Annotated in this window: 14 protein-coding genes; 12 read left to right on the top strand and 2 right to left on the bottom strand. The window is 42.5% G+C overall.

Annotated features, from left to right (window positions below; translation table 11 throughout):
• Window positions 1–991 precede the first annotated feature (991 nt).
• Genes KO537_RS12385 through KO537_RS12360 form a run of 6 tightly spaced genes read left to right on the top strand, consistent with a single transcriptional unit; the run spans window position 992 to window position 5,946 of the window.
• Window positions 992–1,774, top strand: coding sequence for a DUF3450 domain-containing protein (locus KO537_RS12385; protein ID WP_113938838.1), 783 nt, complete (start codon window positions 992–994; stop codon window positions 1,772–1,774).
• Window positions 1,774–3,129, top strand: coding sequence for a MotA/TolQ/ExbB proton channel family protein (locus KO537_RS12380; RefSeq protein ID WP_173496514.1), 1,356 nt, complete (start codon window positions 1,774–1,776; stop codon window positions 3,127–3,129). Before KO537_RS12385 ends, KO537_RS12380 begins: the two co-directional genes overlap by 1 nt.
• The gene (locus KO537_RS12375; protein WP_113938836.1) at window positions 3,129–3,656 is read left to right on the top strand and encodes a MotA/TolQ/ExbB proton channel family protein; all 528 of its coding nucleotides are present in this window, start codon (window positions 3,129–3,131) and stop codon (window positions 3,654–3,656) included. Before KO537_RS12380 ends, KO537_RS12375 begins: the two co-directional genes overlap by 1 nt.
• A 13-nt stretch (window positions 3,657–3,669) precedes the next feature.
• Window positions 3,670–4,074, top strand: a complete 405-nt coding sequence (locus KO537_RS12370; protein ID WP_037428129.1) for a biopolymer transporter ExbD — start codon at window positions 3,670–3,672, stop codon at window positions 4,072–4,074.
• A gap of 1 nt (window position 4,075) precedes the next feature.
• A complete protein-coding gene (locus KO537_RS12365; protein ID WP_131524316.1) occupies window positions 4,076–4,699 on the top strand; it encodes an energy transducer TonB in 624 nt (207 codons plus the stop codon).
• Window positions 4,699–5,946 carry a tetratricopeptide repeat protein gene (locus KO537_RS12360; protein ID WP_131524317.1) on the top strand — a complete coding sequence of 416 codons (1,248 nt, stop codon included), beginning with the start codon at window positions 4,699–4,701 and terminating at the stop codon, window positions 5,944–5,946. The genes KO537_RS12365 and KO537_RS12360 overlap by 1 nt, the downstream gene beginning before the upstream one ends.
• A 71-nt stretch (window positions 5,947–6,017) precedes the next feature.
• Here KO537_RS12360 and KO537_RS12355 read toward each other — a convergent pair whose 3' ends face one another.
• A complete protein-coding gene (locus tag KO537_RS12355; RefSeq protein WP_028760435.1) occupies window positions 6,018–6,527 on the bottom strand; it encodes a diguanylate cyclase in 510 nt (169 codons plus the stop codon).
• A gap of 79 nt (window positions 6,528–6,606) precedes the next feature.
• Here KO537_RS12355 and KO537_RS12350 point away from each other — a divergent pair, with 79 nt between their 5' ends.
• From KO537_RS12350 to KO537_RS12330, 5 genes are all read left to right on the top strand, one after another.
• On the top strand, window positions 6,607–8,436 hold the full coding sequence (locus tag KO537_RS12350; protein WP_173496515.1) for a DUF885 domain-containing protein: 1,830 nt from the start codon (window positions 6,607–6,609) through the stop codon (window positions 8,434–8,436).
• Window positions 8,437–8,607: 171 nt separating this feature from the next.
• Complete coding sequence (locus tag KO537_RS12345; protein ID WP_028760433.1) at window positions 8,608–8,886, top strand: peptidylprolyl isomerase; 279 nt, start codon at window positions 8,608–8,610, stop codon at window positions 8,884–8,886.
• A gap of 83 nt (window positions 8,887–8,969) precedes the next feature.
• Window positions 8,970–9,506, top strand: a complete 537-nt coding sequence (locus KO537_RS12340) for a GNAT family N-acetyltransferase (RefSeq protein ID WP_173496516.1) — start codon at window positions 8,970–8,972, stop codon at window positions 9,504–9,506.
• Window positions 9,507–9,580: 74 nt separating this feature from the next.
• A complete protein-coding gene (locus KO537_RS12335; RefSeq protein ID WP_028760431.1) occupies window positions 9,581–9,811 on the top strand; it encodes an RNA-binding S4 domain-containing protein in 231 nt (76 codons plus the stop codon).
• A gap of 22 nt (window positions 9,812–9,833) precedes the next feature.
• Window positions 9,834–10,223 carry a ribonuclease E inhibitor RraB gene (locus tag KO537_RS12330; protein WP_113938831.1) on the top strand — a complete coding sequence of 130 codons (390 nt, stop codon included), beginning with the start codon at window positions 9,834–9,836 and terminating at the stop codon, window positions 10,221–10,223.
• A 153-nt stretch (window positions 10,224–10,376) separates the two neighbouring features.
• On the opposite strand, the gene KO537_RS12325 is transcribed toward KO537_RS12330, so the two are convergent.
• Entirely contained in the window at window positions 10,377–11,264 is an 888-nt protein-coding gene (locus KO537_RS12325) for a LysR family transcriptional regulator (RefSeq protein ID WP_219234571.1), read from the bottom strand.
• Window positions 11,265–11,420: 156 nt separating this feature from the next.
• On the opposite strand from KO537_RS12325, the gene KO537_RS12320 reads away from it, so the two are divergent.
• Window positions 11,421–12,194 (top strand): TSUP family transporter, encoded by a 774-nt coding sequence (locus KO537_RS12320; RefSeq protein ID WP_028760428.1) that lies wholly within the window; start codon window positions 11,421–11,423, stop codon window positions 12,192–12,194.
• Window positions 12,195–12,200 lie beyond the last annotated feature (6 nt).

The following is a 12,200-nucleotide window of genomic DNA, read 5'->3' as shown; positions in this document are numbered from 1 at the left end:
TTAGCCTGGAAGGCATAAGCAACTGGACCTTTGATGAAACTCACTAAAACTCAGGCAACTACGTCGCCTTAGATATACTATCTGAGAAATATTTTTCTGTTAATCAAAAATTTTATTGATCATAAATCGATTACGCAGCATCAAGTCCAAGCATTCTGAGTTTAAGTTAGTTAAGTTATTAAAAACGATGCCAGTTGGTTTGAATTAGCGGTTAAACAGAGACTCATGGCGCTAAGGTTGTTCATAACAGTTTAAGAATGCCGGTATCGCTGGTGAATTAAGGAAGTGCTTTGGGCAGATAAATTCAGTTAAATAGGTTTTGAAATTGCTATATTCAGACTGATGTAAGGCCACAGCTAGGGAGTGATGACTTTATTGTAATTGGATTTTGTTCGCTTTTATCCGCAGTTCGGATGAGTCAAATTAATGAAAGCTTCCTCTAAATTATCCATTCTAAATTCTTCTACTATTAACATTCCCCGAAAAAACGGGGTCTTCGATTTCTTTAATATTGTTTCATTCCTAATCCTTAAGTAAATTTTTATTGAGAGGAGTAGGATATGAGTAAAGAACATCTACTTGAGTCGCCATTATGTTAAAAAATGTTAATTTTAATAAAGAGGGTACGCAAAGTTGGTTGTTGGCTATCTTTATGATTTTATGGGTTTTAAATTGATTTTATATTTTGTAACACAAATAATAATAACCCTAAAGATTCATTTCCGCCTAAAAAAACACCTTTCGTAAAAAATTTCATTATTAACGCTTCTTTACACTAGTTTTTAGTCGTCTGAAATGTTGACACAGGTCAACATTTTGTGAAATGATGCCAGCGGGTCTATGCCTGTAAGGGCGTAGGAAAGGGAAGAAAAAACTAAGAATCACAAGAGAAAGACGAACTTACAGAAATTTTTTCGGCAAGTATTTATTCCTTGTCGTTATGTTGCTGGTAAGTTAAACCTTTTTATTCACTTCAAATTGGTTGGGAACTATGTCCAAGGTAAGCAATAGAACAAAAATCGCTACTGCACTTGTTGGCGTGCTGGCATTAGCGAGCAGCAACTTAGTAGTTGCAGATCCTCTTACCGACGTGCAGAAAGCGGATAGTATGATCCATGCTGATGCTGCTGCGTCGCAAAAGAACGTTGATAAGTATTTCGATCAAGCACAAGACATGCTTTTTGAGTATGGTTCTGTCGCAGATGAGCGCGAATCACTGAAATCATATAACGATTACGTTGCAAGCTTAGTCGCTGATCAACAAAAGACAATGGATTCAGTGCAGGGTGACATCAATGGTGTTGATAAACTTCGCCAAGGTGTTGTGCCATTAATGTTTAAAATGGTTGAGTCATTAGAACAGTTTGTTCAATTAGATTTACCTTTTAATTCTGAAATACGCACTAATCGTGTTAATGAACTGAAAAAACTTCTTAATACTGCCGAAGTCACACTAGCAGAAAAATACCGTCTAATTCTTGATGCTTATAGTATTGAGCGTGAATACGGTAGTGCTGTTGCCGTTAACCAAGGTAAGTTAAACCTAGATGGTAAAGAAGTGTTGGTTGACTTCTTTAACTTAGGTCGTGTTGCTCTTTATGCACAGAGTTTAGATCAAAAGACTGGCTGGATGTACAACCCAGAATCTAAGGGTTGGGATAAGTTAGATGACAGCTATTTGCGTGAACTGACCAAAGGTATCCGCATTGCCCGTAAACAAGGCGCTCTAGATCTATTCGCGTTACCAATTCCTGCTGCGGAGACTGCACAATAATGAAGAAGTTAATTACTACAGCTGTGTTGGCTGCAAGTTTCTCTTTAACTGCTGGTATGGCGAGCGCTGCTGATGCGCCTAAGTCAATTGACCAATTATTGCAACAAGTTAAAGTTGAACGCGCTGCAGAAGGTAAAGTCAACAGTAAGCGTGAGCAAGAATTCCAAGCAGAACGTGGCGACAAAGCTGCATTATTAAAGCGTGAAAAAGATGCTTTAGCTGCTGAAAAGCAACGTGGTAAAGATTTAAACCAAGCGTTCTTAGATAACGAGCGTAAAATTGCTCAGTTAGAAGAGGATCTAAAAACGGCTCAAGGTGACTTGGGTGAAATGTTTGGTGTAGTTAAAGGTGAAGCCGGTGATTTCGCTGGTAAACTGGCAAGCTCAAACATCAGTGCTCAATTCCCAAATCGCGATAAATTCATCGCTGATTTAGGTGCCCGTAAGCAATTGCCAAAAATTGAAGAGTTAGAACAATTTTGGCAAGAGCAGCTATTTGAAATGGCGCAATCTGGCAAAGTGGTTAAGTTTGAAGGTTCTGTTACCGAAATTGATGGTAACGTGAAAACGACGACTATTCATCGTATTGGTGCTTATAACTTAACGGCTGACGGTAAATACGTTGTATATAACCCTGAATTAGGTTTAATTCAGCAGTTATCTCAACAACCTGAAGGCTATCAAGTTAGCGCTGTTGCAAAATGGGAAGAAACGGCTTCTGGTACAGCACCTTTCTATATCGACCCTGCACGTGGCGTACTGTTAAACATCTTTACGAACAAAGCTAGCATGGAAGATCGTATCGAGTCAGGCGGTACCATTGGTTATATTATTCTGATATTACTTGCTATTGGTTTATTAATTGCGGTTGAGCGTTTCATTGTGCTGGCAGCTATCGGTGCAAAAGTTAAACGCCAAGCTAAGAATGTTGATAACCCAGGTAACAATGCCCTTGGTCGTATCTTGAAGGTTTACCATGAAAACAAAGATGTTGATGTTGAAACATTAGAGTTGAAGCTGGATGAAGCTATTCTGAAAGAAACGCCTGCATTAGAAGCTCGAATTTCAATTTTGAAAGTCATTGCAGCTATCGGCCCAATGTTAGGTCTGCTAGGTACAGTAACTGGTATGATTGCGACCTTCCAAAGTATCCAACTGTTCGGTACTGGCGATCCTAAACTGATGGCGGGTGGTATCTCTATGGCTCTGGTTACTACAGTACAAGGTCTGGTTGCGGCTCTGCCACTGATGTTACTACATGCAATACTCGTTGCGCGTAGCAAATCAATCACCCAAATTTTGGAAGAGCAAAGTGCGGGCATTATTGCAGCACATGCTGAGAAGAGGGCTAACTAATGATGCTATACCTGATGGACATATGGGATTCCGTCAGGGGCTTCATGGCCGCTGGAGGAAACGTCCTTTGGTTGGTTGCGTTTGTATTGTTCTTCATGTGGGTATTGATGCTTGAGCGTTATTGGTATCTTAATTGGATATCACCAAAGCAACATAAAGCTATCATATCTGCGTGGGATGCTAGAGAGGAAACAACCTCTTGGTACGCACACCGTATCCGTGAAGCTTGGCTGTCCCAAGCGAAGCAAGATTTGAATGCACGTATGCTGATGATTAAAACCTTAGTAGCTATTTGTCCTATGATAGGTTTGTTAGGTACCGTAACCGGTATGATTTCAGTGTTTGATGTGATGGCAGTTCAGGGGACGAGTAATGCTCGTTTAATGGCGGCTGGTATTTCAATGGCGACTATGCCCACGATGGCGGGGATGGTTGCAGCATTATCGGGAGTATTCTTTAGTACTCGTCTGGATGTAAAAATGAAAATCAGTTTAGAAAAGCTAAAAGACAGCATGCCGCACCACTAGAGAGAGATTGAACATGGCACGTAAAAAGCATTCCAGCGTAGACGAGGAAGCGCAAATTGATATGACACCGATGCTCGACATCGTGTTTATCATGTTGATCTTCTTCATTGTAACAACGTCATTTGTGAAACCTTCTGGTTTGGATTATAACAAACCAAAAGCTTCGCAAGCGACTTCAAAGCCTTCGGCTAACATCTTTATCGGCGTCAGTAAAACAGGCGTGATCATGATGGAAAACCGTCAGGTTGATATCGAACGTGTAACGGCAAACGTTGAGCGCATGCTGGCTGAAGCTCCTGAAGCTGCGGTATTGATTCAGGCTGATAAAGACGCAATGCACGGCTTAGTTGTTAAAGTTCTAGACCAAGTCAAAGCGGCTGGTATAGATAAAATTTCGGTATCTGCGGGGAACGATTAATATGCTAAGAGCACTAGTATCGATCATTATTGGTGCTGCTGTGACTTTTGGTCTGTTCGCTTTTATGGCGTTCTTGGTCGGTGGCGGCGCACAGCGCGGCGAAACATCGGCCGAGACCCCTGTAATTGAAATCACTATGGATAGACAGGATTCAAAAGCACAGAATAAGCCAAGGGTAGTGCCTAAGCCGCCGCCACCGCCAGAACAGCCACAGAAGCCTGAGGCAACGCCGCCAGAATCTTCGAGCAATATTGACACAGCAATGTCGTTCAATATGGGTGGTGTAGAAGCTGGAGGTCCAAGTACCGGTTTTAAATTAGGCAATATGATGACTCGCGATGGTGATGCTACACCTATCGTTCGTATCGAACCTCAGTATCCAATTGCTGCGGCGCGTGATGGTAAAGAAGGTTGGGTACAACTTCGTTTTACCATTAACGAACTCGGTGGTATCGACGACGTTGAAGTTATTCAAGCAGAACCAAAACGCTTATTTGATAAAGAAGCTATTCGTGCACTGAAGAAGTGGAAGTACAAGCCAAAGATTGTTGATGGCAAGCCATTGAAACAACCTGGTATGACAGTACAACTAGACTTCACCTTAGATAAAGGAGGCAACCAATAATGCGTAATGTTAATAAAATCGCAGTTCTATTATTGCTTTCTGTTTGTGGAGGTTCATTAACTCTTTCATCTGCAGTCGCAGAAGAAAAGTGTGCTATCGACAAACGTCAATCTAAAGCCGTGGGCGAAGGTGCGGCGAAGAAAGTTCAGAAGTCATTTGAAGCTTATACCAATGGTCAGGTCGATGAAGCTATTGCTATTTTGCTAGAGGCAAATGCCAAGAACGACTTCGATAAAGCCTATGTTGCACGTATGTTGGGTAACTTTTATGCCGAGAAAGGCAAAATGGATACCGCGATCAAGTACCTAAAACAAGCTGTTGAAGCTGATATTTTAGGTGGTACAGATCATGCTGCAACTATGCGTCTTTATGCTGATTTGCTATTACAAGAGAAAAAGTTTAAGGAAGCGATTCCTTATTATTACAAGTGGATGGAATTTACTTGTAAATCCGATTCTCAAATGTATCGCCGTATTGGTATTGCGCATTCAGAACTTAAACAGTGGGATAAAGTGATTGAAGTGGCCGACAAAGGTCTTTCATTAGCTGAAGCTCCTGACAAAGGTCTGTATCAAATGAAACTGACAGCTTACTTCAATCAGAAGAAGTACAAGAAAGCTGTTGGCGTGTTAGAAGTCATGGTGCCTTTATTCCCGGATGATGGCAGATTGTGGGTTCAATTAGCACAGTTTTATTTGATGGTTGAAGACTATGACAAGTCTCTTGCAACTTACGATTTGGCTTATAGAAATGGTTTCTTAGATAGCGCGGGCAACATTACGCGTTTAGCGCAGTTAATGGCACAAAAAGGTGCTCCTTATCAAGCCGCTAAAATTTATCAGAAACATATGAAATCAGGCATGATCGCTGAGGACGCTAAGTCTTTAGAGATTTTGGCGGGTTTCTATCAAAATGCGAAAGAGTTTAAGCAAGCTGCTGAGTATTACGGTAAAGCTGCAGCCATCACCAACGATGGCAAGACTTACTTGAAACAAGGTCGCTTATTAAACTTGAATGAACAATATACAGCTGCGATCCCTGTGCTTGAAAAAGCCATATCAATGGGTATTGATCATCCTGGTGAAGCAAACTTCGAATTAGCTTTGGCTCATTTAAGTTTGAAACAGTATAAGTCGGCTTATAACCGTGCAGTGTTAGCTGCTAATGATAAGAAGACACAGAAGAGTGCAAATAGCTATATCTCTTATATTAAAGAGAAAGCACGTATGCATAATGTCACACTGTAATTACTTCGCAGTTTAGTGTTTAAATCGAAAAGCCCCGCAAGGGGCTTTTTCTTTGGTATCAATAAGCCTATTTACTGTAAGCGGATTAAGGCTTGGGATTGATCATGATTTTTTTCAAGTTGTTGTGAAAGTTGGCTGACATTACTGAAGAGTGACTCTATTTTACTTTCCTGTGTAGGTAGGCAAATACAGGCAGCCAGTTTATAGTCGATTGTCAGTTTATGATGTTTACCAAAATCTTGATTAAAGTCAGATATTTGTTGTTCTATTCGTTTTAACACTACTTCCGTCCCCACCTCATCTATATTGAACAAACCCAACGCAAAGTGATTGTGATCTAGCCTAGCAATCATATCTGTTGCTCTTAATAGCGCTTCTTGCACTTGTTTAGTAAAGAATTCGAGTAAATGGGGTTGTTTGACGGTTTCATGAATGTGAGGGCACAGATACAATAGTGCCAAGCTTTGGTGGTCTCTCATGTGACGATGCCATTCTCGGTTGAATACTTCCATGAAATAGGTTTGGTTATAGACTCCAGTTTCTGGATCCCTGAAACCTGAGTTGCGGAACGAGTAGATCATAGATTAACTCCGATAGCAGACCTTGAACTAAGTATAGAAACAGTTCTGCAATAGCGGGCCAAAAAGGAGAAATATTAAAATGAAATTGGGTTTATTGGCAGGTTCGATAGCGTTAATCTTCACCCTTCAAGGTTGTTCTAAACCTGAAGTCACTGCAGTTCAAGAAAATAGCTCGGCTAATATGACAGCAGTGCAGGGCGAAACACAAACGGCCGAGCAGCGTTATTTAGCGCTTGTGGATGCTTATTTTAAAGATTACCTAAAGCTTGAGCCCATCTACGCCACTTTTGTCGGCGTTAATGACTATAACGCCGATTTCGGCGGAGATTTAACTGAGGATTACCTTAAGGCTCGTCATGATCTTAACACTCACTATTTAGCTCAGGTGCGTGCGATAGATCCAAAGCAACTGCCTGCGGATTTACAGTTGAGTTATGACCTGTTCGTCTATGACCGTGATATGGCGTTAGTGGACGAAACTTTCCCTTCACGCTTTATGCCGATAAGCCAGTTCTATAGCACTGTCATTACTATGGTGCAGCTGGGAAGTGGCGAAAGTGCACAACCTTTTAAGACTGTCCAAGATTACCGTAATTGGGAACAGAGAGTCGATGGTTTCATCAAGTGGGTCGCACTTGCTGAAAATCGTATGAATCAAGGCATTGAAAGTAAAGTGGTACTACCTCGAGTGTTGGTAGAGCGCATTATTCCTCAGTTAGATGCTATGTTAACGACAGATGCGACTCAGAGCATTTTTTACTCGCCAATCCAGCATTTTCCCGAAAGTTTTTCAGAGCAAGATAAAGCGGAATTGACCACCCGTTATCAAGCTATGATAGCCGAGCGTATCGTGCCAGCGTTAACGAACTTACGCGATTACTTTAAGCAAACCTATTTACCTAAATCGCGGGCGACTGATGGTTGGTCAGGTTTGCCTAACGGTAAAGCTTGGTATCAGCATCTGGCGAACTCACATACGACCACCACTATGTCTGTGGATGAAATTCATCAAATTGGTTTAAGTGAAGTGGCGCGAATTTTATCTGAGATGGATAAGGTGCGTGAGCAGGTCGGTTTTAAGGGCGATTTGAAGGCGTTTTTTGCGTCTTTATCTTCAGAGCCGCAGTATTTCTATAGCGATCGCCAAGGTTTGATTGATGGTTATATGGTGTTGAAAGATAAAATCAATCATGTCTTACCTAACTACTTTAATGTGATGCCAAAGGCTGATTACGTGGTTAAGCCGGTTGAAAGTTTTAGAGAACAATCAGCAGCGGGAGCCTCTTATGAAGCGCCAGCGGTGGATGGCAGCCGTCCAGGGGTGTTTTATATCAACACTTATAACCTCAAAGCACAGCCTAAGTGGGGGATGACGACTTTATCTTTGCACGAGGCCGCTCCTGGGCATCACTTCCAAATCGCGATCAAACAAGAGCTGACCGGTGTGCCTGAGTTTCAGCGTTTTAGCGGTTATACCGCTTTCGAGGAAGGTTGGGCACTTTATGCTGAATACTTAGGTATTGAGATGGGGCTATTTACCGATCCTTACCAGTATTTTGGTAAGCTTTCCGATGAAATGCTGCGTGCAATGCGCTTAGTGGTTGATACTGGCCTTCATTCTAAAGGTTGGAGTCGTGAACAGGCGATTCAGTACATGAAAGACAACTCGCCTATGGCTGAGAGTGACATAGTCGCTGAAGTGGAGCGCTATATGGCGATCCCTGGTCAAGCTTTGTCTTACAAGGTCGGTCAGTTGAAGATTTTGGCACTGCGTGCCCGCGCAGAAAAAGCCTTGGGTGATAAATTTGATTTAAAAGCATTCCACGATCAAATCCTCACCTCAGGTTCATTACCCATGGCGGTCATGGAAAACAAGATCGATCGTTGGATTGCGTCGAAACAAGCTTAGCCGTGTAAGGTGCCGTTACTTGACTTTGTTGTCAGTGACGGCATTTTAAGACTTTTTTATTCAACAGAAAGTTTTTATACTGTTGATTCAAAACCTGTTAAAACGAATGTTTTAGTGGGAACTCAATGATATTTGGGGCAAATGTCTCATGATCCTTACAGGAGTTTTACTATGGTCCAGGCAACAGCAAGACATTTGTTAGTCAGCAGTGAAGAGCAGTGTCAAGCGCTGAAACAGCAAATAATGGAAGGCGCAGATTTTGCTCAAATTGCTCGCGCGCACTCTTCTTGCCCATCAGGTGCCCAAGGCGGCGAATTGGGGTCATTTGGTCCTGGCATGATGGTCAGAGAGTTTGATGAAGTGGTTTTTAGTGCACCATTAAATGAAGTACAAGGACCCGTGAAAACGCAATTTGGCTTTCATTTACTTGAAGTGACCAGCCGCGCGTAAGTTTTGCCGCTTATCTAATACAGCTTGTTTGATACGGCAGCGTTTGCTGCCGTTTTGTTTTATATGCTCATCACGGAGTCACTATGCTGGAACTCTACACTGATAGATTGAAACTCAGGAGCTTACAAGATAGTGATTGGGAACATTTTTATGCACTGCATAATGATCCTGAGATTAATCGTTTTGTACGCGTTCCAGAGTCGCAAGAGGTGATCCGCAGTAAGTTTCAGCAGCGTTCTGATACTTGGTTCTACGGTTCTGGCGATTGGCTGACCTTAGTGATTGAGACAGTTGATACTGGGCAGTTTATCGGTTTAACGGGCCTCTATTGTCAAAGTTTCGAGGAACAGCGTGCCGAAGTGGGTTATTTACTGGCGGTAGAGGGCCATGGTAAAGGTTATGCGACTGAGAGCTTAATGGCGGTCATTGATTGGGCTTGTTTAAGTTTTAATGTACATAAATTTGTCGGTCATTGTGCTAAAGATAATCACGCATCGGCACGAGTTCTCGAAAAGTGTGGTTTTCGGCTTGAAGGTTTACTCAGGCAGCAATTCAAAATAGGTGAAAACTGGCTCGATGAATCAGCCTTTGGCCTACTCGCCGATGAAAGACGTCTCTAGCCAAATTATCTTCAGCGAATTTTGTACTGTGCTGGTATAATGTCGCAGGTTTATTTTTAGAAGGCGTGTATTAAGTGGCGCAAATTAATCAATTGGCTTTGCATTCTGGCGAAGATTTCATTGAATTGTACAAAGTATTAAAAGTGCAAGGCATGAGCAATGCAGGTGGTGAAGCCAAACATTTTATCGACGAAGGTCAAGTCACTGTGAACGGTGAAGTTGAAACTCGTAAACGTAAAAAAATTATCGCGGGCGACATCGTCAGCTTTAATGGTGAATCAGTTCAAATCATTGCGGCAGAATAAGCCTGAAACAGTGGAGCAAGAAATGCAATTTCCAGATGATGACAATGGTAAAATGCTGGCCGCAATGGCTGAAGCGGGAATCGATTTAACTAAAGAGTTAGATGTTGATTTCTTTTTGGTTTTTGATGACCAACGTGATGCTGAAACTGCGTTAGAAGAATTAACAAATTCTGACTTGGAAGGTGAGCTTGAGCTGAATCTGAATGATGAGCTTGGTAAGTGGGAAATCATTGTTTGTCTCAATATGGTGCCTGAGTACGATACATTGGTTGAACAAGAAGTCATGCTAAATGATTTTGCTGCCGAATTCGGCGGCATGACCGACGGTTGGGGTGTAATGCAACATCAAGACGGTGACGATGAGTTTATGGACGATGATGACCATGTTCACGGTGAGCATTGCAATCACTAATTCTGATGCGCTTTAAGCCTTGAATCTAATAAACCACCTTTTGGGTGGTTTTTTATTGATGTTTTTCTGCGCTCCGTTAGTGATCTCAATAGCCTCGTTTGGCACTTATAGCGTTATTGTGCCTCGCTTGAACTGAGATATGCTTAATGCAGATTAATGACGATAGGGCGCAAAAATCTCTAATAACCAGTCGATAAAAGCTTGAGCTTTTAACGGCAGGCTTGGGGATTTGGGGGTGAGTAAATAATATCGATAGGGACTGGTAAAGGGGGCGTCGAAGGGGATGACTAAGCTGCCATTTGCCAGTTGTTCTTCGATGAAGAATCGCGGAATAAGTGCTGCACCCATGCCACTCGCAGCCGCTTGACTCAACATATAAAAATGCTCGACACCAAAGGTTTGTGCTTGGGTGAGTGTTAAACCCACCTTTTCCGCCCAATACTCCCAAAGTTCGGGTCTTGTGGTGTGTTTCAGTAACGTGACGTGATTAATGTCCTCGATATTTTGCAGTTTAGGCGCTAGTGAAGGCGCGCAAACTAAGCATAAATCCTCATCCATCAGTTTGATATAATTCGCGCCCTTAGGGATGACTGTGCTACTACGGATCGCAATATCATAACGACCTTGGCTAAAATCCACGGCAAAGTCGCCAATGGATAAGTCGACATACAAGTGTGGATGGCGGGATTTAAACTGCTCCATTCTTGGAATGAGCCAATTGATGGTTAAGCTTGGCAGCACATTGATGGCTAAGGTTTGCGGCTTAGTGGGTTGACGGCGCAAGTCACTGGTAGCACTAGATAATGTTTGCAGAGCGGCTTGAACATGGGGTAAATAGCGTTTGGCTTCATCGGTTAAACCGACTTTTTTGTGTAAGCGTACAAAGAGCTCAAAACCTAAATAATCCTCCAATACTCTGATTTGTTTGCTGACTGCGCCATGGGTGACATGCAACTCCTTGCTGGCTAATGTCATGCTCTGTAAACGTGCTGCGGCTTCGAAGGCACGGAGAGAATTGAGGGGCGGTAGTTCGGTAAACATTTTATTTCCTACTGCTGGAAAATCAGAACAGGACTCGGGATTTTGTGTGAGTTTATCTCACGCTGTGGCGACAATAACTCCTTTGCGTTTATTTGGCAAACGCAGTCTAATGTTCGGCAATCACTCTCTTTTTTATCAGAAGAATAATAAATCATCATGGAATTTGAACTGACTCTACAAATCGCAGCGATACTTTTTGCCGTCGCTATGGTGGCTGGTTTTATTGACTCAATCGCCGGTGGCGGAGGCTTGCTGACCATTCCTGCACTTATGTGGGCAGGCTTGCCGCCTGCGGTTGCCTTAGGGACAAATAAGCTGCAGGCCTGTGGCGGCAGTTTTTTTGCGAGTTTGTACTTTGTCCGTAAAGGGCTGGTTGATCTTAAATCCGTTAAGTTAGCTTTGATTTGTGCATTTATCGGTGCGGCATTGGGTACGATTCTAGTTCAACTCGTCGATACTGAAGTGCTGGAGTTGATGTTACCTTTTTTGATTTTGGCTATTGGTTGTTACTTTTTATTTTCGAAAAAGATTTCTGAAGATGATAAACATCAAGTGCTGACTCCTACCGCATTTGCCTTTACTGCAGCATTGGGCGTGGGATTATACGATGGCTTTTTTGGCCCTGGCACTGGGAGTTTTTTTGCGCTGGCCTTTGTATCGCTAGCGGGGTTTGGTTTGGCGAAGGCAACTGCCCACGCAAAACTACTTAATTTCTCCACTAACATTGCTTCGCTGATCTTCTTTGCCTTGGGCGGAAAAGTGATTTGGTTATTAGGATTAGTCATGCTGGCAGGGCAAGCGATTGGCGCAACCTTGGGTTCTCGTCTCGTGGTCACTAAAGGAACAAAGATTATCAAGCCATTGGTGGTGACTATGTCCCTTGCTATGAGTTTTAAACTTTTGGCGAGCCAATATAATTTATTTTCGTAAACTCTT

It is taken from the genome of Shewanella sp. NKUCC01_JLK, assembly GCF_019345615.1.
GTDB classification, from domain to species: Bacteria; Pseudomonadota; Gammaproteobacteria; order Enterobacterales; family Shewanellaceae; genus Shewanella; species Shewanella oncorhynchi.
Note: the sequence above shows the minus strand (reverse complement) of the source record. Positions and strands in the feature narration are given on the sequence as shown.